We start from the raw sequence: 22342 nt of genomic DNA, 5'->3' as shown, positions 1-22342 counted from the left end.
TCAGCGCCGCCCGTCGAGCGGCAGCACGGCGGCGCCGCGGCCCTGCCCGTCGCCGTCCTTGTCCTCGGCGGCCGCGCCCGCGCCGCCGCCCTCGTCGGCCAGGAAGGCCTCGCGCTCGAGCAGCGCGATCTGCCCGCCATAGGCCTGGCGCAGGTTCTTCGCCGTGTAGACGTCGCCCACCGTGCCCTGCGCCACCACCCGCACGTTCAAAAGCACCAGCCAGTCGAAATAGCTGCGCACGGTCTGCAGGTCGTGATGCACCACGATCAGCGTCTTGCCCTGGTCGCGCAGGCGCCGCAGGATGGCGACGATGGCGCGCTCGGTGGTGGCGTCGACGCCGGCCATCGGCTCGTCGAGAAAGTAGACGTCGGCCTGCTGCACCAATGCGCGGGCGAGGAAGACGCGCTGCTGCTGGCCGCCGGAGAGCTGGCTGATCTGGCGGCCGGCGAAGTCCTGCATGCCGACCATGGCGAGCGCCTCCATCGCCTCGGCGCGCTCGCGCCGGCCGGGCCGGCGCAGCCAGCCGAGATGGCCGTAGAGCCCCATGGTGACGACGTCGAGCGCGGTGGTGGGAAAGTCCCAGTCGACGGTCGAGCGCTGCGGCACGTAGCCGACGCGGCGGCGCTGCTGCTTGTAGGGGCGGCCGAACAGGGTGACGTGGCCGGCCGCCGGCTTGACCAGCCCGAGCACGGCCTTGATGAGCGTGCTCTTGCCGGCGCCGTTCGGCCCGACGATCGCCGCCATCACGCCGGGCGGCACGTCGAGGTCGATGTCCCACAGCACCGGCTTGCCCTGATAGGCGACGGTCAGGTCCTCGACGTGCAGCGCCAGGCCCGGCTCGTGCAGCGGCTGATCCATGGCGGCGTCTCCCGTCGGCCGTGCGGCGCGGCTCATTCGCCGGTGCCGGCGGCCGCGACGTCCCAGGTCTCGGCCCAGTCGGCGAGCGCGGCCGGCAGCGCCGGCGGCGTGCCGCCGAGCGCGGCGACGATCGCCCGGGTGTTCTCGTAGATCATGCCGATATAGGTGCCGCCGGCCGTGCCCTCGGCGCCCATGGCGTCGGAATAGAGCTCGCCGCCGATCGTCACCGTGTGGCCGCGCTCGCGCGCGGCGTCGATCACCGCCTGGATGGTGCGCGGATTGATGGTGCTCTCGATGAACACCGCCGGCACCTGCCGCTCGGCGACCAGCGCGGCCATCTCGCGGATGTCGGCCACGCCGGCCTCCGATTCGGTGCTGATGCCCTGGATGCCGGCGACCTCGATGCCGTAGGCGCGGCCGTAATAGTTGAACGCGTCGTGCGCGGTGACCAGGATGCGCTGGCCCTCGGGGATGGTGGCGATCGCCTGGCCGGCCCAGGCATCGAGCGCGGCGAGCTGTTCTCCGTAGGCCTCGGCGCGCGCGGCCGCCGCCTCGGCGCAGTCCGGCCGCAGCTTGCCGATCTCCGCGGCGATCGTCGGCGCGATGCGGGCCCACAGGCTGGCGTCCATCCACAGATGCGGGTCGATGCCGTAGATGTCCTGCACCGTGATCAGCTGACCGGGGTCGATCGAGGACGGCGCCAGCGCCACGGTCGGCTTCATCTCGGAAAAGCGGCCCAGCACGGCGCCGAGCTGGCCCTCGAGCGAATAGCCCGAATAGAGGATCAGGTCGGCGGTCTGGAAGCTGCGCACGTCGCCGGCGCTCGCCTGGTAGAGATGCGGATCGACGCCCGGCCCCATGATCGCGGTGACCGACACGCAGGCGCCGCCGACGTTGCGCGCCACGTCGGCGATCATGCCGACCGTCGCCACGACGTCGAGCGGGTCGTCCTCGGCGACCGCCGGCGCGGCGGTGAAGACGAGCGAGGCCGAGACCGCCAGCGGAGCAAGCCATCTGTTCATTTCATAGCCCTTCGTGAATTTGGTTGCCGGCATCATAGAATGTAGCCTTTGCTATATTGTGCCGGACAGTCCGCCGTCAAGAGGCCGGGCGGCGGCTCGCCGCGCCGCCCGGCCCCCATCCCGGCTCCGCCGCATGCGGCCGGCCCCGGCGGCCCAGCGGCCCGGCGGCCGCGCGTCGAGCCCGCCGGCATCGCAACGCTAGCCGAGCACCGCCCGTTCGAGCTCCGCCGCGCTCCAGGCGCGCCGGCCGCCGGCCTCGGCCGCGCGCACCAGCGCCACGATGCGCCGGTTCACCGGTGCGTCGCGGCCGTGCCGTTCGGCCAGCGCGACGATCTCGCCGTTCAGCCGGTCGATCTCGCTCGCACGGCCGGCGGCGAAATCGTCGGCCATCGAGGAGCGCGCCGCCGGGTCGACCTTCTGCAGCCGGAGCCCGACGGTGTTGAACAGCGCGTCGGGCAGCCGCACGAAGGGCGCGAGCAGGCCGGGCGGCAGCGGCCCGACCTTCGCCGGGCGGATGCCGGCGGCCTCCAGCACGGCCAGCGCCTCCGCGATGCTCGCCGCCAGCACCCGGCGGTAGCCGCGCGCGGAGAGCTCGGCGCGAAGCGGCTTGCCCGACAGCGCGTTGACGGCGTTGTTGAGGTTGAGGAGCAGCTTGCCCCAAGCGAAGGCGAGCATGTCGTCGCGCAGCACCGGGCAGCCCGGCCGGCCGGCCAGCCGCGCGGCGAGCGCCTGCGTGGCGGGATGGCGCTCGACGGCCAGGACACCGGCCGTCGCCTTGTGCCAGCGGGCGCCGTCATGGGCGACGTTGAAGGTCACCGAGCCGCGCAGCACCGCGCGGCCGGGCAGATGCGCGGCGAGGATGTCGCGGTTGGCGATGCCGTTCTGCAGCGTCAGCACCGGGGCGGCGGCCGGCGCATGGGCGGCGATCGCCGCGGCCGCCTCCGCCGTCGCCGCGCTCTTGACCGCCACCACCACCAGCGTCGCGTCGGCCAGCGCCCGCGCATCGGTGGCGACGGCGATCCGCTCCGGCGCCAGCAGGATCGCGCCGCCGGCCTGCCCCGTCAGCCGCATGCCCTGCGCGGCCACCGCCGCGGCCACGCGCGGCCGGCCGATCAGCACCGCGTCGACACCGGCATGGCGCCACAGCCCGCCGAGATAGCCGCCGACGGCACCGGCGCCGAGGATTGCGATGCGCTCTGCCATGGCCCGTGTCCCGTCCGCCGCCCGCGTCCGCGGCGGGCGGCAAGCCGGCCGCGCCGCAGCGCGATGCGGCGCATCATAGGCCGACCGCGGCGCCGCCGTCATGCGGCGCGGCGCGATTCCCCTCGCCGCCGCGATGCGCTAGGGTCGGGCGAACAGGAGAATGCGCATGTCGTTTCTGAAACGCCTTTTCGGCGGCTCGGCGGGCGGGTCGGGCACCGGCGAACCGCAGCAGGTCGGCGACGCCGTCGAGCACAAGGGCTTCACCATCCGCGCCACGCCCTACAGCGAGGGCGGCCAGTACCAGACCTGCGGCGTCGTCTCCAGGGAGGTCGACGGCGCCGTCAGGGAGCATCGCTTCGTGCGCGCCGACCGCTTTCCCTCGATCGACGACGCGGCCGCCCAGGCGCTGCGCAAGGGCCGCCAGCTCGTCGACGAGCAGGGCGAGGCGCTGTTCGGCTGACGGCCGACCGGCAGGCGCACGCCAGCGCGGCGGCGCCGGGCGCCACCGCGCGCGAAACCGCCGGCGGTGCGGCCCGCCGGCGCCGCGGCTGCGCGGCCGGTCAGCTCTGCGCGGTCTCCGGCGGCGGCGTGCCTTCGCTGGCGACCACCTCGACCACCTCGACGTCGAACACGAGGTCGCGGCCGGCCAGCGGGTGGTTGGCGTCGACGGTCACGGACTCGTCGTCGAAATCGGTCACGGTGAGCGCGATCTGGCGGCCGTCCTGGGTGTTGGCGTGCAGCCGCGCGCCGACCGACAGCTCGATGGTGTCGGGAATGGCCGAGCGCGGAATGGCCTGCACCTGCGCCTCGTCGCGCGGCCCGTAGGCCTGGTCGGCGGGCACGGTGACCGAGCTCTGCTCGCCCACCGTCATGCCCTCGACGTGGTTGTCGAGGCCCGGGATGATCTGGCCGGCGCCGACCTGGAACTCCAGCGGCTCGCGGCCGGCGGAGGAATCGAACTCGGTGCCGTCGGCGAGCTTTCCGGTGTAATGAATGCGTACGACGTCGCCGCTCTTGACTTCGGTCATGGACTTTTCCGGTCTTTAGGCGTGAGAAGATCGTGGCGCGGCCTTCGACCCTGCGGTCATGTCTGGCCCTCGTGCGCCGGCGATTGTGCCGCGTCCTTTCGCGCGTCCTGCGATCGGCGGCCCTGAGCAGACGAATCCTAGCGCATCGACCCCAAATGTAAACCGTTGCGGCCCGTCTGCGGCCCGGTCCGGCGCTCGGCGGTGGAGATCGCGTCGATTGGCCTTGCATGCCGGCGGCGAGGCTGTATTGCTCGCGCGCGACAGCCATGACCACGCTCACCATCCGCAAGCCCGACGACTGGCACCTGCATCTGCGCGACGGCGCGGTGCTCCAGGCCGTCCTGCCGCATACGGCGGCGCATTTCGCGCGCGCCATCGTGATGCCCAACCTGGTGCCGCCGGTCGTCACGGTGGCCGACGCGCTCGCCTATCGCGGCCGCATCGCCGCCGCCCTGCCGGCCGGCAGCGGCTTCACGCCGCTGATGACGCTCTACCTGACGGAGGCGACCGACCCGGCCGACGTAGCGGCCGGCTTCGCCGACGGCACGGTGACGGCGGTCAAGCTCTACCCGGCCGGCGCCACCACCAACTCCGACAGCGGCGTGCGCGACATCGACCGCGCCATGCCGGTGCTCGAGCGCATGGCGCAGATCGGCATGCCGCTGCTGGTGCACGGCGAGGTGGTCGACCCGGCCGTCGACATCTTCGACCGCGAGGCGGTGTTCATCGAGCGCGTCCTGGCGCCGCTGCGCGACCGCCTGCCCGAGCTGCGCATCGTCATGGAGCACGTGACGACGGCCGACGGCGTCGCCTATGTGCGGTCGCAGGAGACCGGCCTGGCGGCGACGCTGACGCCGCACCATTTGATGATCAACCGCAACGCCATCCTCGCCGGCGGCATCCGCCCGCACTACTACTGCCTGCCGGTCGCCAAGCGCGAGACGCACCGGCTGGCGCTGCGCGACGCGGCGACCTCGGGCGACCGGCGCTTCTTCCTCGGCACCGATTCGGCGCCGCATCTCGACCGGCTGAAGGAAACCGCCTGCGGCTGCGCCGGCATCTTCAACGCGCCCAACACGCTGGCCTGCCTGGCGCAGGTCTTCGAGGACGACGGCGCGCTCGACCGCCTCGAGGCCTTCGTCGCCGAGAACGGCCCGGCCTTCTACCGCCTGCCGCGCAACGAGGGGCATGTGAGGCTGCAGCGCAGCGAAGCGCCGGTCGACTTTCCCGTTGCGGTCGACACCGCCGACGGACCGGTGACGGTCTTCCAGCCGCCCGCGCCGGTCCACTGGCGCGTCGTCGCCGCGTCGGCCTGACGCGGCTCCCCCAGCACCCAGCACGAGGACCCGACCCGCATGTTCGCCAACGGCTTTCCCGACCGGACGCTGATCGCCAGGACGACGGCGAGCATGCTGCTCGAGATCGAGGCGGTGCATTTCAACGCCGATGCGCCCTTCACCTTCACCTCGGGGCTGGCGAGCCCGGTCTACATCGACTGCCGCAAGCTGATCTCGTTTCCGCGCGTGCGCGCCGCCGTCAGCGATTTCGCCGCCTCGGTGGTGCTGCGCGACGCCGGCTTCGAGCGCTTCGACGTCGTGGCCGGCGGCGAGACGGCCGGCATCCCCTTCGCCGCCTGGCTCGCCGAGCGGCTCGCCCTGCCGATGGTCTATGTGCGCAAGAAGCCCAAGGGCTTCGGCCGCGACGCGCAGATCGAGGGCCACCTGCCCGACGGCGCCCGGGTGCTGCTGGTCGAGGACCTGACGACCGACGGCGGCAGCAAGCTCAAGTTCGCCGAGGCGCTCGGCAAGGCCGGCGCGCGCGTCACCGACACCTTCGCGGTGTTCTACTACGACATCTTTCCCGACACGCCGGAGCGGCTGGCCAGGGCCGGCATGCGGCTGCACCGCCTGACCACCTGGTGGGACATCCTGGCGCTGTGCCGCGAGGAGGCGCATCTCGACGCCGCCACGCTCGACGCGGTCGAGGCCTTCCTGAAGGACCCGCTCGCCTGGTCGGCCGCGCATGGCGGCATCGCCGAGCTGCCCGCCGCGAAGGCCGACTGAGACCCATCGCCCCTTGCCAGCCGGCGCCAGCCGGGCGAGGATCGCCGCCGCGCGCCTGGACCCGTTCCGCCTTTCCGATCGGCAGACCGGTTCCGACGCGTTGTTTTTGGCGCGTTTGCGGGCGGCGAACCGGTAACCACTTCGCCTGGAAACGCTCTGACGGATTGTTTCGGCGCGTTTCCGGACGGCGAACCGGTAACCACTTCGCCTGGAAACGCTCTGACGGATTGTTTCGGCGCGTTTCCGGACGGCGAACCGGTACCCACTTCGCCTGGAAACGCTGTGAAGCGCAGGCAAGCGAACGGGAGGCGCGGCGATGTCGCTCAAGGGCAACACGGTCTTCATCTCCGGCGGCAGCCGCGGCATCGGCCTGGCGATCGCCGTGCGCGCGGCACGCGACGGCGCCAACGTGACGATCGCCGCCAAGACCGCCGAGCCGCACCCCAGGCTGCCGGGCACCATCCACACGGCGGCGAGCGAGATCGAGCGGGCCGGCGGCAACGCGCTGCCGGTTCTGTGCGACATCCGCAGCGAGGAGCAGGTCGTCGAGGCGGTCGAGGCGACGGTCGAGGCGTTCGGCGGCATCGACGTGTGCATCAACAACGCCAGCGCCATCCATCTGACGGGCACGCTCGACACCGAGATGAAGCGCTACGACCTGATGCACCAGATCAACACGCGCGGCACCTTCCTGGTGTCGAAGACGTGCATCCCGCATCTCAAGAAGGCGCAGAACCCGCACATCCTCAACCTGGCGCCGCCGCTCGACATGCAGGCCAAGTGGTTCAAGAACCACGTCGCCTACACCATGGCCAAGTTCGGCATGTCGATGTGCACGCTCGGCATGAGCGCGGAGTTCGCGCGCGACGGCATCGCCGTCAACTCGCTGTGGCCGCTGACGGCGATCGACACGGCGGCGGTGCGCAACCTGCTCGGCGGCGAGACGATGGCGCGCGTCAGCCGCTCGCCGCAGATCATGGCCGACGCCGCGCACGCCATCCTCACGCGGCCGGCGCGCGAATGCACCGGCAACTTCTTCATCGACGAGATGGTGCTGCGCGAGGCGGGCGTGAACGACTTCTCGCCCTACGCGCCGGGCGTCGAGGGGCCGCTCGCGGGCGATTTCTTCGTGCCCGATTCGGTGCTGGCGAAGACCGACACCAAGCTGCAGGGCATGGGCTGAGCGCCAACCGTCGCGCGGCCGGCCGATCCGGCGCGCCTTTGCGCGCAAAGTTGTGAAAGCGCAAAGAAGGAGGCCGCCGCGGCGCGTAGCTTGCCGTCATCGACAATCGATGACGACAAGGAGAACCGAAATGGTCACGCGACGCGAAGCCATGATGAGCGCCGGCCTGGCCGCGCTGGTCGCGGCCCTTCCCGCCATGCCGGCGAGCGCGCAGCAGGCGGCCGAGATCGCGGCGCTGCCGCGCGAGAAGGTCAAGCTCGTGCCGCCGCCCTTCGTCCACGCGCACGACCAGGTCGCCCGCGGCGGGCCGAAGGTCGTCGAGTTCACGATGACGATCCAGGAAAAGCCGATGGTGATCGACGACATCGGCACCACCGTGCATGCGATGACCTATGACGGCTCGGTTCCCGGCCCGCTGATGGTCGTCCACGAGGGCGACTATGTCGAGCTGACGCTGGTCAACCCGGCGAGCAACGAGCTGCCGCACAACATCGACTTCCACGCCGCGACCGGCGCGCTGGGCGGCGGCGAGCTGACCCTCATCAATCCCGGCGAGCAGGTGACGCTGCGCTTCAAGGCGACCCGCTCCGGCACCTTCGTCTACCACTGCGCGCCCGGCGGACCGATGATCCCGTGGCACGTGGTCTCCGGCATGAGCGGCGCGATCATGATCCTGCCGCGCGACGGGCTCAAGGACGAGACCGGCAAGCCGGTGCGCTACGACCGCGTCTACTACGTCGGCGAGAACGACTTCTACGTGCCGCGCGACGCCGACGGCAACTTCAAGAGCTACGCCTCGCTCGGCGAATCCTATGCCGACACGATGGAGGTGATGCGCGGCCTGGTGCCCACGCACGTGGTCTTCAACGGCGCGGTCGGCGCGCTGACCGGCGACAACGCGCTCAAGTCCGCGGTCGGCGAGACGGTGCTGATCGTCCACTCGCAGGCCAACCGCGACAGCCGCCCGCACCTGATCGGCGGCCATGGCGACCATGTGTGGGAGGAAGGCAAGTTCGCCAACCCGCCGGCCAAGGATCTGGAGACCTGGTTCATCCGCGGCGGCTCCGCGGGGGCGGCGCTCTACACCTTCCTGCAGCCGGGCATCTACGCCTACGTCAACCACAACCTCATCGAGGCGGTGGAGCTCGGCGCGACGGCGCACTTCGTGGTCGACGGCGAGTGGAACGAGGACCTGATGTCCCAGGTCGAGGCGCCGAGGCCGATCGCCACCAACTGAGGCGCGGTCTCCCCCAGGCGAGCGCCCGCGGCCCGGCAGCCCCCATGCCGGGCCGCTTTTCCTTCCAGGGAGCTTGGCATGAACACGACCTCCATCCTCCTGAGCGGCGCGGCGGCGGCCGCCATGGCCGCCGCGCTCGCCGGCGGCCTCGTGCTGGCGGTGCCGGAGCGGCCGGCCGGCGACGCCGCGGCGGTGCCGCCGGCCGAGACGGTGCGCATCGCGCCCGGCACGCTGCTCTTCCCCGAGCCCGGCGCCTTCCTGCGCGACGGCCGGCCGGTCGCCCAGCCGCGCCGCAGCTTGCGGCTCGCCGCCCCGCTCGAGATCATGCGCCACCAGGTCAGCGTCGGCGCCTACCGCCGCTGCGTGGCCGCCGGCGCCTGCAGCCCGGCCGACCTGCCGCGCGATGCCGCGCCGGACCTGCCGGTCACCGGCGTCAGCCACATCGACGCGGAGGCCTATGCCGCGTGGTACTCGCGCCAGACCGGCCGGACCTGGCGCCTGCCGAGCGCGGCGGAATGGGCGCACGCCGCCGGAACCCGCTTCGTCGGCGACCTGTGGGACGGGGCCGGCGACGCCGACAACCCGGCCTCGGCCTGGCTCGCCCGCTACCGCGCCGAGGGAACGACCGGCGCGCCGGCCGCGCCGCCGCAGCCGCGCGGCCGCTTCGGCGCCAACGAGAAGGGCGTCGTCGATCTGGCCGGCAATGTCTGGGAATGGACCTCGACCTGCTACCGGCGCGTCACGCTCGTCGGCGAAGCCGAAACCCGGGCCACGCTCGAGAACTGCGGTGTGCGCATCGCCGAGGGCCGGCACCGCGCCTACATGTCGCGCTTCATCCGCGACGGCAAGAGCGGCGGCTGCGCCGTCGGCACGCCGCCCGAGCATCTCGGCTTCCGGCTCGTGCGCGAGCCCGGCCCGCTGGCGCGGTTCGCCCTGCTGTGGGGCCGGCTGACCGGCGCGCAGGCCGAAGAGCCGGCGGTTTGATCCAGCGCAACGTCGCCGCCGGCCGCCCGACGCTAGGATGGCCGGTGGCAAACAGGAGGACCGCCCGTGAGCACGCTGACACGCCGGATCGAGGACCACGCCCGCAAGATGGGCGCCATGATGGAGCGCTGCGGGGTCGACGCGGCGATGCTCGCCAACGACCGCCTGGGCCTGACCCTGGCGCAGGCCTCGCGCGCCTGCCTGGCCTGCCGCGCGGAGGCGGCCTGCACGGACTGGCTCGCCGCCAGCGCGGGCACCACGGTGGACGCCGCGCCGGACTTCTGCCCGAACGCGGCGCGGTTCGATTTCCTCAGGAACGAGAGCGCGCTGTCGCGCTGAGCCGGTCGCCGGGCCCGGCGCCGTTCCGCGTCGCGGGCCGGCCGGTCAGACGGCCCTTTCGCGGCGCGGCGACACCAGCGCGCCGCCGAAGGCGAGCGCGAAGCCGGCAAACGCCGCCCCCCAGGCCGTGCCGGCCAGATGCATGAGCCACGGCTCGGGCACGAAGGCCGCCGTCACCCGGGCGAGCCCGGCCAGAAGGATCGCAGCGAAGATGGCGCGCGCGGCCGGTCCGGCGGCAAGCGCCTGGCCGGTGTGGCCGAGCGTGGCGCGCACCATCACCGCAAGCGTCATGGCGCCGATCGCGCCGGCGAGCGCGTGGACGCCGGCCGCGCGCGGCGCGACCTGCGGCAGCGCGATCGACAGCGCCAGCAGCGCCAGCCCCAGCGGCACGAAGGCATAGGCGGCATGCAGGATGGCGACCAGCGGATCGCGCCCGGTGCGGTGTCCCGCCCAGCGCGCCAGGCGCAGCGCCTGCACCAGCGCTGCGGCGGCCAGCAGCGCGGCCGAGACCGCATGATCCGGCGCCACCGTCCAGGCGCCGAGGCCGCCGACGGTGAGCGCGATCGCCGCCACGTCGAAGCGGCCGAAGGGAACCGGCAGTCGGCCCGGATTCTCGCGCACCAGCCAGTTGCGCGTGAAGCTCGGCACGATGCGCCCGCCGATCACCGCGAGCAGCACCACGGCGGCCGACAGGCCGAGCCGCGGCGCCATGTCGGCAACGCCGTAACGCCGCACCTCGAGGTGGAACAGCACGTTGGCGGCGAGCAGCACGGCGAGCGGCAGCAGCACCTTGAGGTTGCGCCAGTTGCGCCCGGCGACGATCTCGCGCGCCGCGGCGGCCACCAGTGCCGCCAGGAAGGCGCTGTCGACGACGGCCGTCGCGAGCCAGCCGAGCGGCGCGGCGAAGACGATGGCGCCGCGTCCGGCGGCCCATAGAAGCACCAGCGCCAGCAGCGGCAGGCCGCGCACCGGCAGCCGGCCCGTCCAGTTGGGGATCGCCGTCAGCAGGAACCCCGCGATCACGGCGGTGAGGTAGCCGAACAGCATCTCGTGCACATGCCAGTCGACCGGCAGGAAGACGCCGGGAGCCGGCGCGACGCCGAAATGGACGGGCAGCCACAGAAGGATGGCCAGCCCGGCATAGGCCGAGCCGGCCAGGAAGAACGGCCGGAAGCCGTAGGACAGGATGGCGGGACCGGCGGCGCGGCGGGAGGTATCGGACATCGCGGGGCCTTTCATGGTCGCGTGCGAAGGACCGGCGGACCGCCCGTGGCGGCCCGGGCGAACGGGAAAGGGGCAGCCGGGCGGACCCCTCGTCCGCCCGCCCGGCGCCCCCCTTGCCGCATCATTGCCGCATCGCGCGGCGCGGCTGCGGCAACCGCGCCGCGATGGCGCTGCAAAGCCGCCTGCCGCTCGTCGAACCGCAGGTCGGCGACGCCCCCTGTCTTGCTGCGTTTCCCGGACGGCGAAGCGGTGGCCGCTTCGCCCGCAAACGCTTCAGTTCTGCGCCACCTCGCGACCGAACAGGTCGGCGAACACGGTCTTGGCCTTGCCGGGATGCTTGACCGCTTCGGCGGCGTCGGCATTGACAGGCTCGCCGACGGCGATCAGCGCGACCATGCCCATGGCATAGTGCGGCGCGCATTTGACGCCGTAGACGCCTTCGGCGTCGACGGTGACGACCACCTCCTCGTTGAACTTGCCCTTGAAGGTCTCGCCGCCGTCGGGGACCATGCCCTTGATGGTCTCGGCGTTATGGCCCTTGTCGGTCGGCACGAAGCGCACCGTGTCGCCGGGCGCGGCGCGCACGAAGTCGGGCTCGAACACCATGACGCCCTTTTCGCCCTTGTTGAGCATCTTGATGACGTGCTCCTCGGCCTGGGCGGCTCCGGCGAAGGCGATCATGGCGCCGGCAGCTAGCAGAAGAAGGCGTTTCATCGTCGTGTCCTTTCCTGTTCGACGGTTGCGGCGTGAGCCGTTGGCCCTTGCATAGAGCGATGCGCGGCGGGGGAGTTTGCGGTCGCGCAAACTCGCGTTAGAAACCGCCCTTGCGACCGGCCAACGCCGGCCGCCCGCAAGGAGACGCGCATGGCCGCACTCGACCCGTCGCTGATCCGCGACCTGCCCCCGTTTGCCGGCATGGCGACGGAGGAACTGGCCGACCTGCTGCAGCGGGCGCGGGCGCTGCGTCAGCCGCGCGGCGCGACCGTGTTCGAGCAGGACGGCGAGGCGCACTCCTTCTTCGTGCTGCTCGACGGCCACATCCGCGTGGTGCGCACCACGCCGGAGGGCCAGCAGGTCACGGTGCGCTACATCAGCGAGGGCGAGATCTTCGGCATCGCCGCCGCGCTCGGCCGCACCACCTATCCGGCGACAGCCATCGCCGCGGCCGACTGCGTCATCCTGGCCTGGCCGACGGCGCAGTGGGCCGAGCTGTCGACCCGCCACCCCGCGCTCGGCGCCAACACCTACAAGACCGTGGGCGGCCGGCTGCAGGACGCGCACACGCGCGTTGTGGAGATGTCGACCGAGCAGGTCGAGCAGCGCGTCGCGCACGCGCTGCTGCGGCTCGTCAACCAGACCGGGCGGCGCACCGAGGACGGCATCGAGATCGACTTCCCGATCACCCGCCAGGACATCGCCGAGATGACCGGCGCGACGCTGCACACGGTCAGCCGGCTCCTGTCGGCATGGGAAAGCCGCGGCCTCGTGTCGAGCGGACGCCGCCGCGTCGTCGTGGTCGACCCGCACCGGCTGATGCTGATCGCCGAGAGCCGCGAGCGCGAGTAGAGCGTTTCCAGGCGAAGTGGAAACCGGATCGCCGTCCGCAAACGCGTCAAGACAACGATTTGCAGACGGTCTGCGATTCGGTGAAAGCAGGACGGCGCGACGCCATTCCGCTGTTGTCGGCCGCGCAGCCGGAATCGCGATCCGGAAGCCGATGGCCCGTTCAGGCCGCTTCCTTGGCGATCGCCTCCAGGAGTTCCGCGGCGAAGGCGTCCTCGTCGATGCCGTGCTCGCGGCAGGCGTCGACGATGGTGTGGAACGGCGTGATCGGGCAGCCGATGCACAGCATGCGGTGGCGGATCATCACCGCCACCGTGGCGGGCCAGCGCCGCATGATCGTCTCGAGCGGCATGTCGGGGTCGATGTGGCGCGGCTGTCTCACGGCGGTTCTGGCCTCGTCTGTGCGAAGCCCGATTGATGCCGCAGCAGACCGCCGGCGTCTTTGTGCTTGCGCAACTTCAAGCGGCGTCGCCGGCCGGTGCGACAGGGCGCGCGCTTCCGCTGCCGCCGGCAACGGCCTAGACTCGCGGCGAACAGGAGACCACATGTGAGACGAGCCGCAGGCATGGTGCGCAGACTGGCGGGCTTCCTCGCGGCCGTCTTCGTCGTGGCGCAACTGGTCGGTGCGACGGCCGGTGCGGCCGCACCGGCCGGCCCGCTGCTCGATGCCTTCGGCAATCCGCTGTGCCTCGACGGCTCCGGCCGCGGCGCGGGCGACGGCGCACCGCAGCCACACGCCGACTGCTGCCAGGCGGGCTGCTGCGTGGCCGGCTGCAGCGCGCCCCTTGCCGCCGACGGCGCCACCGCTGCCGCCGCATGGCCGCCGGCCGCGCGCCTCGCGCTGCCGGCGCCAGCCCGCCGTGTCGTGCGCGACCGGAGGCCGGAGCACGACCCGGCCCTGCCGCGCCCGCCGCCCGGCCGGGCCTGAGCGCACGCAACCGCTTCACGCAATTCCTGGACGACGCGGCCCCGCGCGCATGCCGAGACGGCACCGCCGGCCGCAGACGGAGACGATCCCATGACACCGATTCCCACGACCACCCTGTCCACGATCACGCCCGCGCGCGCTTCGGCCCGGCGCGGCCTCTCGCGCGCGCTCGGCGCCCTGGCGCTCCTCGCCGCGGCGGCCGCACCGCTGTCGGCCGAGGAGCTGCGGCTCGGCGACCTCGTCATCGAGGCGCCGTGGGTGCGCGCCACGCCGGAGGGCGCCCGGGTGGCCGCCGGCTATCTCGTCGTGCGCAACACCGGCGCGGCGGCCGACCGGCTGGTCGGCGCCTCGGCCGAGATCGCCGGACGCACGGAAATCCACACGATGGCCGTCGACGACAAGGGCGTGATGACCATGCGTCCGGTCGAGGACGGCATCGCGATCGCGCCTGGCGAGAGCGTGGCGCTCAAGCCCGGCTCCTACCACCTGATGCTGATGGACCTCGCCGCGCCGGCGGTGGCCGGCGAGAGCGTCGCCGGCAGCCTCACCTTCGAGACGGCAGGCACCCTCGAGCTCACCTTCCCGGTGCGCGCGATGGGCGGCATGGGCGGCATGGGCGGCTCGAACGGCGCCGCGCACGACTGAGCGCGGGGCACGCGGCCGGGCACGATGCCCGGTCGCGTCTCAACGTTTGACATGTTTCTTAGCCGACGGCATACAGTTTTCGCGATGGAAAAATGTTCGACCGCGACGAGCCGGGAGCGAAGGACATGAGCCGACCGGCGCGCAAGCCCGACGACCAGACCGTGCTGATCGACGCGGAAAGCCACGCCGCCGGCTTCCGCAAGGCGCGCAAGGCGCGCAGCACCGAGCTGACCGAGGACTATGTCGAGCTGATCGCCGACTTCATCGACGCCTATGGCGAGGCGCGCCAGGTCGACGTGGCGCGCCGTCTCGGCGTCGCCCAGCCGACGGTGGCCAAGATGCTGAAGCGGCTGGCCGAGGACGGGCTGATCGTGCGCCGGCCCTATCGCGGCATCTTCCTGACCGACGCCGGCCGGGCGCTGGCCGAGCGCTCGCGCCGCCGTCACCAGATCGTCGAGGCCTTCCTGCGCGCGCTCGGCGTCAGCGAGGCGACGGCGCTGCGCGACGCCGAGGGCATCGAGCACCATGTCAGCAGCGAGACGCTGGCCGCCTTCGAGCGCTTCGTGAAGGCCGGCGGCGACACGCCGCGCTGAGCCCGCGCTCCGTCTTCTGGAAGCGGTTTCCGCGTCGCCCCGCCCTACCCCGCCAGATGCAGCACCACCTCGCGGCGGTGCGGCCGCGTGCGGTGCTCGAACAGGTAGAGCCCCTGCCAGATGCCGAGCAGCGGCCGGCCGCCGGCCACCGGGATCGACAGCGAAACGGCCGTCAGCGCCGCCTTGATGTGTGCGGGCATGTCGTCGGGGCCTTCCGCGCGGTGCGTCAGCCAGCCCATCGCCGCGTCGTCGGCCGGCGGCACGAGACGGCGGAAGAAGGCGTCGAGGTCGCGCCGCACGTCGGGATCGGCGTTCTCCTGGATGAGGAGAGAGCACGAGGTGTGGCGCACGAAGACCGTCAGCAGGCCCTCCTCGGCGCCGGCCTGGCGCACGAAGCCGAGCGCCCGGTCGGTGAACTCGTAGAGCCCCGGCCCGTCGGTCGCGATGGTCAGGCGGTCGATCGTCATGCATGCTCCGATGGCCGGTGAGGCGTCCGCGCAAGGCGAACCGGTGTCCACTTCGCCTGGAAGCACTTTTAGCGTGCCGGGTACCCGGACAGGTCGAGCGCGACATCGGCCGAGCGCTTTGCGGTCAGCGTGGCGTCGAAGCCGTGCGTCTCGACGCTGCGGTAGCGGCCGTCGGCGGGATCGCGGTGCACCGTCGCCTTCAGGTCGTTGACGTCGAACACCCACAGCTCGCCGATGGCGAACTCGGCATAGAGCCGCGCCTTGCGGCCGAGATCGTAGGCGAGCGAGGAATCGGCGATCTCGATGGCGAGCAGGCAGGTCCCGGGCGACAGGCTCTCGAGCCCGCCTTCGGCCGGATAGACGACGAAATCCGGCTCCAGGAAAGTGTCCTCGGACAGGTAGAACGTCGTCTCGGGAATGGTCTTGAGGTGGTCCGGCAGGCCGCGGACCAACTGCTCCATGACCCACTGCTTGAACCGCTCGTGGCGGATGCCCTTCGGCGACATGGGCACGATCTCCCCGCCGATCAGCTCGAAGCGCTCGTCATGACCGATGATGCCGGCCTCGACCATGCGCAGCACGTCCTTCACGGTGAAGGCGCGGCGCGCGAGCCCGTCGGCGGCGTGGGTGACGCGGATGGTCATGGAAAAAAGATAGCAGCGCGCCGGATGGCTGTCACGCGACCGGTCGCCGAGTGGTTGCAGGCGCCGGCCTCCATGCGTGCGGCCCGGTCTTGACCTGAATCATTGTCGTGCCGGCCCGCCCAGGCCAGATGCCCGGGCAAGCAACGGACCACGATCCACGGAGAGACGCCATGAAGGGCTTTGTCGACGACATCGAGAAACTGACCGAGGACAACGGCGACTTCCGCCGCGAGCTCTACACCGGCCGCTACCTGCAGCTCGTCCTGATGACGCTGCAGCCGGGCGACGAGATCGGCGCCGAGGTGCACGAGGATCGCGACCAGTTCTTCCGCATCGAGGAAGGTGCCGGCGAGGTGACCATCGACGGCGTCGCCACGCCGGTGCACGCCGACAGCGGCATCGTCGTGCCGGCCGGGGCGCGCCACAACGTGGTCAACACGGGCAGCGAGCCGCTGCGGCTCTACACGCTCTACGGCCCGCCCGAGCATGTCGAGGGCACCGTGCACGCGACCAAGGCGGACGCCGACGCCGCGCACGAGCACTTCGACGGCCGCACGACCGAGTAGCGCCGGCGCACAAGGGAAAGGCCCGGCGGGAGCGAACCGGCCGGGCCTTCTCGTTTCGATGGATGCCGGGCCGGGCCCGCGCCGCGCTCAGCTGTCGAGGAAGCTCCTGAGCTTGCGCGAGCGGCTCGGATGCTTGAGCTTCCTGAGCGCCTTGGCCTCGATCTGGCGGATGCGCTCGCGGGTGACGGAGAACTGCTGGCCGACCTCCTCGAGCGTGTGGTCGGTGTTCATGCCGATGCCGAAGCGCATGCGCAGCACGCGCTCCTCGCGCGGCGTCAGCGAGGCGAGCACGCGGGTGGTCGTCTCGCGCAGGTTGGCCTGGATCGCCGCGTCGATCGGCAGCACCGCCGCCTTGTCCTCGATGAAGTCGCCGAGATGGCTGTCCTCCTCGTCGCCGACCGGCGTCTCGAGCGAGATCGGCTCCTTGGCGATCTTCAGCACCTTGCGCACCTTTTCCAGCGGCATGGCGAGCTTTTCCGACAGCTCCTCCGGCGTCGGCTCGCGGCCGATCTCGTGCAGCATCTGGCGCGAGGTGCGCACGATCTTGTTGATCGTCTCGATCATGTGCACCGGGATGCGGATGGTGCGCGCCTGGTCGGCGATCGAGCGGGTGATCGCCTGCCGGATCCACCACGTCGCGTAGGTCGAGAACTTGTAGCCGCGGCGATACTCGAACTTGTCGACCGCCTTCATCAGGCCGATGTTGCCTTCCTGGATGAGATCCAGGAACTGCAGCCCGCGGTTGGTGTACTTCTTGGCGATCGAGATGACGAGGCGCAGATTGGCCTCGACCATCTCCTTCTTGGCGATCGCCGCCTCGCGCTCGCCCTTCTGCACCTGGTTGACGATCTTGCGGAACTCGCCGATCGAGATCGCCGTCTCGGTCGCCAGGTTCTGGATCTCGGCACGCAGCTCGCCGATGCGGGCGGCCTCGTTGCCGGTGAAGCCCTTCCAGCCGGAACCGGGAAGCTGGCCGACGCGCTCGGCCCAGTTGGGGTCGAGCTCGGAGCCCTGGTATTCCTTGAGGAAGGCCTCGCGCTTGACGCCGTAGCTCTCGGCCAGGCGCAGCAGGCGGCCCTCGTTCTGCACCAGGCGCTTGTTGATGTCGTAGAGCTGCTCGACCAGCGCCTCGATGCGCTGGTTGTTGAGCGCCAGCGACTTCACCGCCTTGATGAGCTCGTCCTTGAGCTGCTTGTAGCGGCGCTCCTGGCTCGGCGACAGCGCACCCGAATCGGCCAGCCGGTTCTCCACCTGCTGGTCCTGCAGCTTCCTGAGCTTGCGGTAGGTGTCGGCGATCAGGTCGAGCGTCTCCATGACGCCCGGCTTGAGCTCGGCCTCCATCGCGGCGAGCGACAGGTTGGCCTCGTCCTCCTCGTCGTCCTCTTCCTCCGCCTGCGCCTCGCCGCCGACGTCGGTGACGTCGTCGTCGCGGCCGCGCCGCGGCTTGGCCTCGGCCTCCGGCTTCTGCTGCGCCTCGTCGGGGCGCGTCGGCGCCGGCGCCTGCTTGGCCTCCGGGCCGGCATAGGTCGCCTCGAGATCGATGATCTCGCGCAGCAGGATCTTGCCTTCGTTGAGCTCGTCGCGCCAGATAATCAGCGCCTGGAAGGTCAGCGGGCTTTCGCACAGCCCGGCGATCATCGTCTCGCGGCCGGCCTCGATGCGCTTGGCGATGGCGATCTCGCCCTCGCGCGACAGAAGCTCGACCGAGCCCATCTCGCGCAGATACATGCGCACGGGATCGTCGGTGCGGTCGGTCGGCTCCTTCTTGGCCGGCGTCGCGGCGACCGCCGTGCCGGTCTGCGCGGCCAGCTCGGTGCCCTCTTCCTCGTCGGAGGAGCTGTCGGCCTCCTCGGCCGCCTCCTCGTCCTCGACGACGTTGATGCCCATGTCGGACAGCATCGCCATCGTGTCCTCGATCTGCTCGGAGGTCACTTCCTCGGAGGGCAGGACGGCGTTGAGCTCGTCCATCGTCACATAGCCGCGCTTCTTGGCGGCCTTGATCATCTTCTTGACAGCGTCGTCGGACAGGTCGAGCAGCGGTCCGTCGGTCGCTTCGCGCTCGGTCTCGACCTCTTCCTTTTCCTTTGTCGCCATGCTTCTTCGTCTCCAAGCCGCCTCGGGCGGACCACCGGCGCCCGCGCGCCGCAAACACATGAGGCGCCGACGGCCCCAGCCGTCCGAGCGCTCTACCGGGCCGGCCTTAAGGCCCGATTAACCGTCGCATGTAGGCGGCGCATCCGCCCCGTCCATGCCGTGCCGCCGCGCAAATCCGCCCCGTCAGAGCCGGTCGCCGGGCTGCCACGCCCGCCGCACCGCGCTCGAATCGTTTTTTGATTCCGGCAATCGCGCGCCAGGTCAACAGCCTGTGCCATGATTCGGGCGAAAATCGCGAATCACCGGCCCCTTCGCCACAGCCGCGCCCGCCGTCAGTTGCGCGCGCTCCTGCCGGACAGCACCCCGAACCCTTCCACGAGGGCCTCGGTCGCCTGCACGTCGCGCATCTGCGCCTGGATCTCGACAAGGTGGCGATAGTTTTCCTCGGTCGGGTCGCTGGCCAACGCCAGCTCGGCCGCCTTGAGCTCCTTATGTAGAGACCCGGCGCTTTGGTGCAAGTGCAACGCCTGCAGGAAGCTTTCGCGCGCGTCCTCGAGCGCGGCGTCGGCCAGCGCCGACCACAGGTTGCTGCGCCGCACCTGGCCCTCCGCCCGCTGCCAGACCGCCTCGAGACCGGCGGCCGCGAGCGCGCCGACCAGCGCCTCGCGGCCGGCGCCCGGCTGATGCGCCGTCACGTCGAGCACGGCGGCGTGCAGCCGGCGCAGGTCGCCATGCGTGAGATGCAGCCGCTCGAAGGCGTCGAAATGCTCGTCGAGCAGGCCGGGATGATTGACCAGCGTCACCAGGATCGCCGTCTCGCGCAGCGGCATCACGCCGCCCGCCGCCTTGACCAGCGCCGAGCGCGCCAGGCTGTCGGTCACCGCCAGTCGGCCGGCCGGCCCGCCGCCGCGCGCCGGCTGCCCCTGCCCGCCCGGACCCGGCCGGCGGCCCTCGCCGCGCGGCGACCGCACGGGACCGAAGAAGGCGTGCAGCCGCTCGCGCATGTCCTGGCCGTAGTGCCGGCGCAGGCTCTCGTCGCGGATGGTGCCGACCACCGCCTTGAGCCGCGCCTCGAGCGCCGCGCGCCGCTCCGGCGTGTCGTACACGCCGCCGGCGGTCTCGCGCGACCAGATCAGATCGGCCAGCGGCCGCGCCTCGGCGAGCACCGCGGAGAATGCCTCCGCGCCCTCCTCGCGCACCAGATCGTCGGGGTCGCGCCCCTCCGGCAGCAGCGCGAAGCGCACCGAGCGGCCGGGCTGCAAAAGCGGCAGCGCCAGGTCGGCCGCCCGCCATGCCGCGCGCAGCCCCGCCTGATCGCCGTCGAAGCACAGCACCGGCTCGCCGGCGGCGCGCCACATCATGTCGAGCTGCGTCTCGGTCAGCGCCGTGCCGAGCGGCGCCACGGCGGAGGCGAAGCCGGCCTGGGCGAGCGCGATCACGTCCATGTAGCCCTCAACGGCGACCAGCGTGGCGCCGCGCGCGACCGCCTGGCGGGCGCGCGCGTGGTTGTAGAGCACGCGGCCCTTGTGGAAGAGTTCGGTCTCGTTGGAATTGATGTACTTGGCCGGAATGTCGGGCGACATGGCCCGGCCGCCGAAGGCGATCACCCGCCCGCGCGGGTCCTCGATGGGAAACATCACCCGGTCGCGGAAGCGGTCGTAGGACACGGCGATGTCCGGCCCGGCGACGACCAGGCCGCAGGCCTCGATCTGCTCGCGCGGCACGCCCTTGTCGGCCAGATGCGCCTTCAGCGCGTTGCGGCTGTCGGGCGCGAAGCCGAGCCGGAAGGTCTGCTGGGTGGCCGACGACAGGCCGCGGCCGCGCAGATAGGCGCGCGCCTGGGCGCCGGCCTGGCCCTGCAGGCTCGCCTCGAAGAAGCGCGTCGCCATCTCCATGACGTCGGTCAGCGTGGCGCGCTCCCGGGCCCGCTTCTCCGCCTCGGGATCGCGCGCCGGCAGCGCCACCCCGGCCATGTCGGCGACGCGCTCCACCGCCTCGGGAAAGCTCAGCCCGTCGAGCTCCATCAGGAACTTGAAGTGATCGCCCGACACGCCGCAGCCGAAGCAGTGGTAGCGGCCCTTGCGGTTCTCGCAGTGGAAGCTCGGCGTGTTCTCGCCGTGGAAGGGACAGCACGCCCAGTAGTCGCCGCGCGAGGTGCTCGTCTTGCGCCGGTCCCAGGTCACGCGCGTGCCGACCACGTCGGCGATCGGCACGCGGTCTCGGATGTCGTCGAGGAACTGGGGCGAAAAGCGCATAGGCTGCTGTCTCCACCACCGCTATACGCCGGCCGGCCGCGCCGCGCCACCGTCGGCCGCGGCTTTGCCCGCATTGCACAGGCTGCCGATATGGGCGCGGCCGCGCCGCCCGCCAAGCCCCTCGGGCCCGGCGGGCGACCGCCCCGGCTCAGGCGTAGCGCGTCAGGGCGAGACCGCTGACGTCGATCTCCGGCGCGCGGCCGCCGATGATGTCGCTCAAAACGCGCGCCGAGCCGCACGCCATGGTCCAGCCGAGCGTGCCGTGGCCGGTGTTGAGATAGAGCCCGCGCACCGGCGTTTCGCCGATGATCGGCGGGCCGTCCGGCGTCATCGGCCGGAAGCCGGTCCAGAACGACGCCTCGTCGAGCCGGCCGCCATGCGGGAACAGCGCGGCGAAGGAGTGCTCGAGCGCGGCGCGGCGGTCGGCGCGCAGCCGCGGGTCGAAGCCGGCGAGCTCGGCGGTGCCGCCGACGCGGATGCGCCGGCCGAGCCGCGTGATGGCGGTCTTGTAGGTCTCGTCCATGATCGTGGAGACGGGCGCCCGCTCCGGATCGGCGACCGGCATGGTCAGCGAATAGCCCTTCACCGGGCAGATCGGCAGGCGCAGGCCGAAGCCGGCGACCATGGCCGGCGAGTGGCTGCCGAGCGCCACCACGCAGGCGTCGGCCTCGCGCGGCCCGCGCGAGGTGACCGCGCCGCTCACCGCGCCGCCCGAGGCGGTGATGGCACGCACCTCGGTGTCGTAGGTGAAGCGCACGCCGATCAGCGCGGCGACCGCCGCCAGCCGCTGCGTGAACATCCGGCAGTCGCCGGTCTCGTCGCCCGGCAGCCGCAGGCCGCCGACGAAGTCCGCCGCCGCATGGGCGAGCGCCGGTTCGGCGGCGATGCAGCCGGCCCGGTCGAGCACCGCATGCGGCACGCCGATCTGGCGCAGCACGGCGACGTCGCCGCCCACCGAATCGAGCTGCTTCTGCGTGCGGAAGAGCTGCAGCGTGCCGCCGCTGCCCTCGTCATAGGCGATGCCGGCATCGGCGCGCAGCTCGCGCAGCCGGTCGCGGCTGTACTCGGCGAGCGGCACCATGCGCGCCTTGTTGAGCGCGTAGCGCGCGCTCGTGCAGTTGCCGAGCATGCGCAGCAGCCAGCCCCACATCGCCGGGTCGAGGCGCGGCCGGATGACCAGCGGGCCGTGCCGCATGGTCAGCCAGCGCAGCGCCTTGAGCGGCACGCCCGGCGCCGCCCACGGCGCCGAATAGCCGGGCGAGACCTGGCCCGCATTGGCGAAGCTCGTCTCCTCGGCCGGCCCCTCGCGGCGTTCGATCACCTCGACCTCGTGGCCCTGCCGGGCCAGGTAATACGCGGTGGTCACCCCCACGACGCCGCCGCCGCACACCAGTATTCTCATCGTTTCCTCTCTCGTGGATGCGGCCGGCCGGGCAGGCGCCGGCC

General features: G+C 71.9%; 24 protein-coding genes. 12 read left to right on the top strand and 12 right to left on the bottom strand.

From position 1 onward, the window contains the following. From N1F89_RS04685 to N1F89_RS04675, 3 genes are all read right to left on the bottom strand, one after another. Window positions 1-858 (bottom strand): metal ABC transporter ATP-binding protein, encoded by an 858-nt coding sequence (locus N1F89_RS04685; RefSeq protein ID WP_290081960.1) that lies wholly within the window; start codon window positions 856-858, stop codon window positions 1-3. Between the two features lie 32 nt (window positions 859-890). After that, entirely contained in the window at window positions 891-1880 is a 990-nt protein-coding gene (locus N1F89_RS04680; RefSeq protein WP_290081957.1) for a zinc ABC transporter substrate-binding protein, read from the bottom strand. A gap of 198 nt (window positions 1881-2078) precedes the next feature. After that, complete coding sequence (locus N1F89_RS04675; RefSeq protein ID WP_290081954.1) at window positions 2079-3083, bottom strand: 2-dehydropantoate 2-reductase; 1005 nt, start codon at window positions 3081-3083, stop codon at window positions 2079-2081. A gap of 166 nt (window positions 3084-3249) precedes the next feature. On the opposite strand from N1F89_RS04675, the gene N1F89_RS04670 reads away from it, so the two are divergent. Continuing rightward, complete coding sequence (locus N1F89_RS04670) at window positions 3250-3543, top strand: HlyU family transcriptional regulator (protein ID WP_290081952.1); 294 nt, start codon at window positions 3250-3252, stop codon at window positions 3541-3543. A 100-nt stretch (window positions 3544-3643) separates the two neighbouring features. On the opposite strand, the gene N1F89_RS04665 is transcribed toward N1F89_RS04670, so the two are convergent. Beyond that, a complete protein-coding gene (locus N1F89_RS04665; protein WP_290081950.1) occupies window positions 3644-4111 on the bottom strand; it encodes a peptidylprolyl isomerase in 468 nt (155 codons plus the stop codon). A 266-nt stretch (window positions 4112-4377) separates the two neighbouring features. Between N1F89_RS04665 and pyrC the strand changes: the two genes are divergently transcribed. From pyrC to N1F89_RS04635, 6 genes are all read left to right on the top strand, one after another. Further along, window positions 4378-5427 (top strand): dihydroorotase, encoded by a 1050-nt coding sequence (gene pyrC / locus N1F89_RS04660; protein ID WP_290081949.1) that lies wholly within the window; start codon window positions 4378-4380, stop codon window positions 5425-5427. A gap of 39 nt (window positions 5428-5466) precedes the next feature. Beyond that, the gene (locus tag N1F89_RS04655) at window positions 5467-6174 is read left to right on the top strand and encodes an orotate phosphoribosyltransferase (protein ID WP_290081948.1); all 708 of its coding nucleotides are present in this window, start codon (window positions 5467-5469) and stop codon (window positions 6172-6174) included. A gap of 316 nt (window positions 6175-6490) precedes the next feature. Continuing rightward, window positions 6491-7357 carry an NAD(P)-dependent oxidoreductase gene (locus tag N1F89_RS04650; protein WP_290081946.1) on the top strand — a complete coding sequence of 289 codons (867 nt, stop codon included), beginning with the start codon at window positions 6491-6493 and terminating at the stop codon, window positions 7355-7357. 130 nt (window positions 7358-7487) lie between these two features. Beyond that, on the top strand, window positions 7488-8594 hold the full coding sequence (gene nirK, locus N1F89_RS04645; RefSeq protein ID WP_290081943.1) for a copper-containing nitrite reductase: 1107 nt from the start codon (window positions 7488-7490) through the stop codon (window positions 8592-8594). 78 nt (window positions 8595-8672) lie between these two features. Continuing rightward, window positions 8673-9578 (top strand): SUMF1/EgtB/PvdO family nonheme iron enzyme, encoded by a 906-nt coding sequence (locus tag N1F89_RS04640; protein ID WP_290081942.1) that lies wholly within the window; start codon window positions 8673-8675, stop codon window positions 9576-9578. 66 nt (window positions 9579-9644) lie between these two features. Further along, window positions 9645-9917, top strand: a complete 273-nt coding sequence (locus N1F89_RS04635; protein WP_290081940.1) for a DUF6455 family protein — start codon at window positions 9645-9647, stop codon at window positions 9915-9917. 45 nt (window positions 9918-9962) lie between these two features. Here the strand turns inward: N1F89_RS04635 and N1F89_RS04630 are convergent, their stop codons facing one another. Together N1F89_RS04630 and N1F89_RS04625 are read right to left on the bottom strand one after the other, a co-directional pair. After that, the gene (locus N1F89_RS04630; protein ID WP_290081938.1) at window positions 9963-11141 is read right to left on the bottom strand and encodes an NnrS family protein; all 1179 of its coding nucleotides are present in this window, start codon (window positions 11139-11141) and stop codon (window positions 9963-9965) included. A gap of 273 nt (window positions 11142-11414) precedes the next feature. After that, complete coding sequence (locus tag N1F89_RS04625) at window positions 11415-11855, bottom strand: pseudoazurin (protein ID WP_290081935.1); 441 nt, start codon at window positions 11853-11855, stop codon at window positions 11415-11417. 150 nt (window positions 11856-12005) lie between these two features. On the opposite strand from N1F89_RS04625, the gene N1F89_RS04620 reads away from it, so the two are divergent. Then, window positions 12006-12707, top strand: a complete 702-nt coding sequence (locus tag N1F89_RS04620) for a Crp/Fnr family transcriptional regulator (protein WP_290081933.1) — start codon at window positions 12006-12008, stop codon at window positions 12705-12707. Between the two features lie 160 nt (window positions 12708-12867). On the opposite strand, the gene N1F89_RS04615 is transcribed toward N1F89_RS04620, so the two are convergent. Then, window positions 12868-13086, bottom strand: a complete 219-nt coding sequence (locus N1F89_RS04615) for a DUF1858 domain-containing protein (RefSeq protein ID WP_290081931.1) — start codon at window positions 13084-13086, stop codon at window positions 12868-12870. Window positions 13087-13251: 165 nt separating this feature from the next. Here N1F89_RS04615 and N1F89_RS04610 point away from each other — a divergent pair, with 165 nt between their 5' ends. From N1F89_RS04610 to mntR, 3 genes are all read left to right on the top strand, one after another. Next, the gene (locus tag N1F89_RS04610) at window positions 13252-13632 is read left to right on the top strand and encodes a hypothetical protein (protein ID WP_290081929.1); all 381 of its coding nucleotides are present in this window, start codon (window positions 13252-13254) and stop codon (window positions 13630-13632) included. A 90-nt stretch (window positions 13633-13722) separates the two neighbouring features. After that, on the top strand, window positions 13723-14277 hold the full coding sequence (locus tag N1F89_RS04605) for a copper chaperone PCu(A)C (protein ID WP_290081927.1): 555 nt from the start codon (window positions 13723-13725) through the stop codon (window positions 14275-14277). 125 nt (window positions 14278-14402) lie between these two features. Continuing rightward, window positions 14403-14870, top strand: coding sequence for a manganese-binding transcriptional regulator MntR (mntR, locus tag N1F89_RS04600; RefSeq protein ID WP_290081925.1), 468 nt, complete (start codon window positions 14403-14405; stop codon window positions 14868-14870). Between the two features lie 44 nt (window positions 14871-14914). Here the strand turns inward: mntR and N1F89_RS04595 are convergent, their stop codons facing one another. Together N1F89_RS04595 and N1F89_RS04590 are read right to left on the bottom strand one after the other, a co-directional pair. Further along, window positions 14915-15337 (bottom strand): secondary thiamine-phosphate synthase enzyme YjbQ, encoded by a 423-nt coding sequence (locus tag N1F89_RS04595; RefSeq protein WP_290081923.1) that lies wholly within the window; start codon window positions 15335-15337, stop codon window positions 14915-14917. Window positions 15338-15405: 68 nt separating this feature from the next. Continuing rightward, window positions 15406-15981, bottom strand: a complete 576-nt coding sequence (locus N1F89_RS04590) for a Uma2 family endonuclease (RefSeq protein ID WP_290081921.1) — start codon at window positions 15979-15981, stop codon at window positions 15406-15408. A gap of 170 nt (window positions 15982-16151) precedes the next feature. Here N1F89_RS04590 and N1F89_RS04585 point away from each other — a divergent pair, with 170 nt between their 5' ends. Next, the gene (locus N1F89_RS04585; protein WP_290081920.1) at window positions 16152-16547 is read left to right on the top strand and encodes a cupin domain-containing protein; all 396 of its coding nucleotides are present in this window, start codon (window positions 16152-16154) and stop codon (window positions 16545-16547) included. Window positions 16548-16634: 87 nt separating this feature from the next. Here N1F89_RS04585 and rpoD read toward each other — a convergent pair whose 3' ends face one another. From rpoD to N1F89_RS04570, 3 genes are all read right to left on the bottom strand, one after another. Next, window positions 16635-18641, bottom strand: a complete 2007-nt coding sequence (gene rpoD, locus N1F89_RS04580) for an RNA polymerase sigma factor RpoD (RefSeq protein ID WP_290081919.1) — start codon at window positions 18639-18641, stop codon at window positions 16635-16637. A 332-nt stretch (window positions 18642-18973) separates the two neighbouring features. After that, window positions 18974-20896: a DNA primase gene (gene dnaG, locus N1F89_RS04575; protein WP_290081917.1), complete on the bottom strand. Its 1923-nt coding sequence runs from the start codon at window positions 20894-20896 to the stop codon at window positions 18974-18976. A 148-nt stretch (window positions 20897-21044) separates the two neighbouring features. After that, window positions 21045-22298 carry a D-amino acid dehydrogenase gene (locus tag N1F89_RS04570; RefSeq protein WP_290081915.1) on the bottom strand — a complete coding sequence of 418 codons (1254 nt, stop codon included), beginning with the start codon at window positions 22296-22298 and terminating at the stop codon, window positions 21045-21047. Window positions 22299-22342: the final 44 nt, after the last annotated feature.

This window comes from Aquibium sp. A9E412 (assembly GCF_030398335.1).
In the GTDB taxonomy this organism is placed as follows: Bacteria; Pseudomonadota; Alphaproteobacteria; order Rhizobiales; family Rhizobiaceae; genus A9E412.
This window is presented reverse-complemented; position numbering and strand designations above follow the sequence as displayed.

Coding starts and splice junctions, on each gene's coding strand:
- N1F89_RS04620 (WP_290081933.1), top strand. CDS start 12,006: ATGGCCGCACTCGACCCGTCGCTGATCCGCGACCTGCCCCCGTTTGCC.
- N1F89_RS04655 (WP_290081948.1), top strand. CDS start 5,467: ATGTTCGCCAACGGCTTTCCCGACCGGACGCTGATCGCCAGGACGACG.
- N1F89_RS04680 (WP_290081957.1), bottom strand. CDS start 1,880: ATGAACAGATGGCTTGCTCCGCTGGCGGTCTCGGCCTCGCTCGTCTTC.
- N1F89_RS04685 (WP_290081960.1), bottom strand. CDS start 858: ATGGATCAGCCGCTGCACGAGCCGGGCCTGGCGCTGCACGTCGAGGAC.
- N1F89_RS04625 (WP_290081935.1), bottom strand. CDS start 11,855: ATGAAACGCCTTCTTCTGCTAGCTGCCGGCGCCATGATCGCCTTCGCC.
- N1F89_RS04640 (WP_290081942.1), top strand. CDS start 8,673: ATGAACACGACCTCCATCCTCCTGAGCGGCGCGGCGGCGGCCGCCATG.
- nirK (WP_290081943.1), top strand. CDS start 7,488: ATGGTCACGCGACGCGAAGCCATGATGAGCGCCGGCCTGGCCGCGCTG.
- dnaG (WP_290081917.1), bottom strand. CDS start 20,896: ATGCGCTTTTCGCCCCAGTTCCTCGACGACATCCGAGACCGCGTGCCG.
- rpoD (WP_290081919.1), bottom strand. CDS start 18,641: ATGGCGACAAAGGAAAAGGAAGAGGTCGAGACCGAGCGCGAAGCGACC.
- N1F89_RS04590 (WP_290081921.1), bottom strand. CDS start 15,981: ATGACCATCCGCGTCACCCACGCCGCCGACGGGCTCGCGCGCCGCGCC.
- N1F89_RS04630 (WP_290081938.1), bottom strand. CDS start 11,141: ATGTCCGATACCTCCCGCCGCGCCGCCGGTCCCGCCATCCTGTCCTAC.
- N1F89_RS04595 (WP_290081923.1), bottom strand. CDS start 15,337: ATGACGATCGACCGCCTGACCATCGCGACCGACGGGCCGGGGCTCTAC.
- N1F89_RS04605 (WP_290081927.1), top strand. CDS start 13,723: ATGACACCGATTCCCACGACCACCCTGTCCACGATCACGCCCGCGCGC.
- mntR (WP_290081925.1), top strand. CDS start 14,403: ATGAGCCGACCGGCGCGCAAGCCCGACGACCAGACCGTGCTGATCGAC.
- pyrC (WP_290081949.1), top strand. CDS start 4,378: ATGACCACGCTCACCATCCGCAAGCCCGACGACTGGCACCTGCATCTG.
- N1F89_RS04675 (WP_290081954.1), bottom strand. CDS start 3,083: ATGGCAGAGCGCATCGCAATCCTCGGCGCCGGTGCCGTCGGCGGCTAT.
- N1F89_RS04570 (WP_290081915.1), bottom strand. CDS start 22,298: ATGAGAATACTGGTGTGCGGCGGCGGCGTCGTGGGGGTGACCACCGCG.
- N1F89_RS04665 (WP_290081950.1), bottom strand. CDS start 4,111: ATGACCGAAGTCAAGAGCGGCGACGTCGTACGCATTCATTACACCGGA.
- N1F89_RS04670 (WP_290081952.1), top strand. CDS start 3,250: ATGTCGTTTCTGAAACGCCTTTTCGGCGGCTCGGCGGGCGGGTCGGGC.
- N1F89_RS04650 (WP_290081946.1), top strand. CDS start 6,491: ATGTCGCTCAAGGGCAACACGGTCTTCATCTCCGGCGGCAGCCGCGGC.
- N1F89_RS04585 (WP_290081920.1), top strand. CDS start 16,152: ATGAAGGGCTTTGTCGACGACATCGAGAAACTGACCGAGGACAACGGC.